Raw genomic sequence first — 702 nt, 5'->3', positions numbered from 1 at the left:
TCGAAAGGGGCCGCCACGCCGACCTGGTGGCGGCCGGTGGCCGCTACGCGCAGCTCTGGGCACGTCACGAAGAGGCCGCGCGCTGGGGGCTCACCGGCATTGGCGCCGCGCAGGGCACGAAGGAAGAGGAAAGGGAGACGACCCGATGAGGCGAATACTGCGCCTGATGCTGACCGCCGCAGGTCCCTACGCCCCGCAGTTCCGTACCACCCTGCGGATCTCGGTCGCGGCGGCCCTCGTCCAGGCGGCCGCCTACGCCACCTTTGTGCCGCTGCTGGCCGAGCTGTCCCGCGAGCAGATACGGGCCGGTTGGGCGTGGTGGTGGGTCGGGGTGCTGGCCGCGCTGGTGGCCGTCGAGGGTGCGCTGCGGGTGCGCGAGTCGGCGTTCCTCTACGACCACTGGCATCTGGTCACCCAGGCGACCCGGCTCGGTCTCGGGAAGTCCCTGCGCTCCATGCCCCAGCAGGAGCTGGCCCGCCGGGCCGCCGGCGACCTGACCTCGGTCGTCGGCAACAACGCCACCACGGCGGCCTCCGCCCTCTCCTCCTTGTCGACGCTGTTCGTCCAACTGGTCGCGGTCCCGACGGTGTTGGGAGTCGTGATCGTGGCCCTGGACTGGCGGCTCGGGCTGGTTCTCGTCGCCGCCACCCTGGCGGCACTGCCGTTCGTACGCCAAGTGCAGAGGCGCTCCAACACCGGCTT

General features: G+C 71.5%; 1 pseudogene. It reads left to right on the top strand.

What is annotated here, in order from left to right:
- Positions 1 to 145: 145 nt before the first annotated feature.
- Positions 146 to 702 (top strand): annotated as a pseudogene (locus tag ADL29_RS07450) (ABC transporter ATP-binding protein/permease); the annotation flags it as partial.

Source organism: Streptomyces chattanoogensis (genome assembly GCF_001294335.1).
Lineage (GTDB): Bacteria > Actinomycetota > Actinomycetes > Streptomycetales > Streptomycetaceae > Streptomyces > Streptomyces chattanoogensis.
This window is presented reverse-complemented; position numbering and strand designations above follow the sequence as displayed.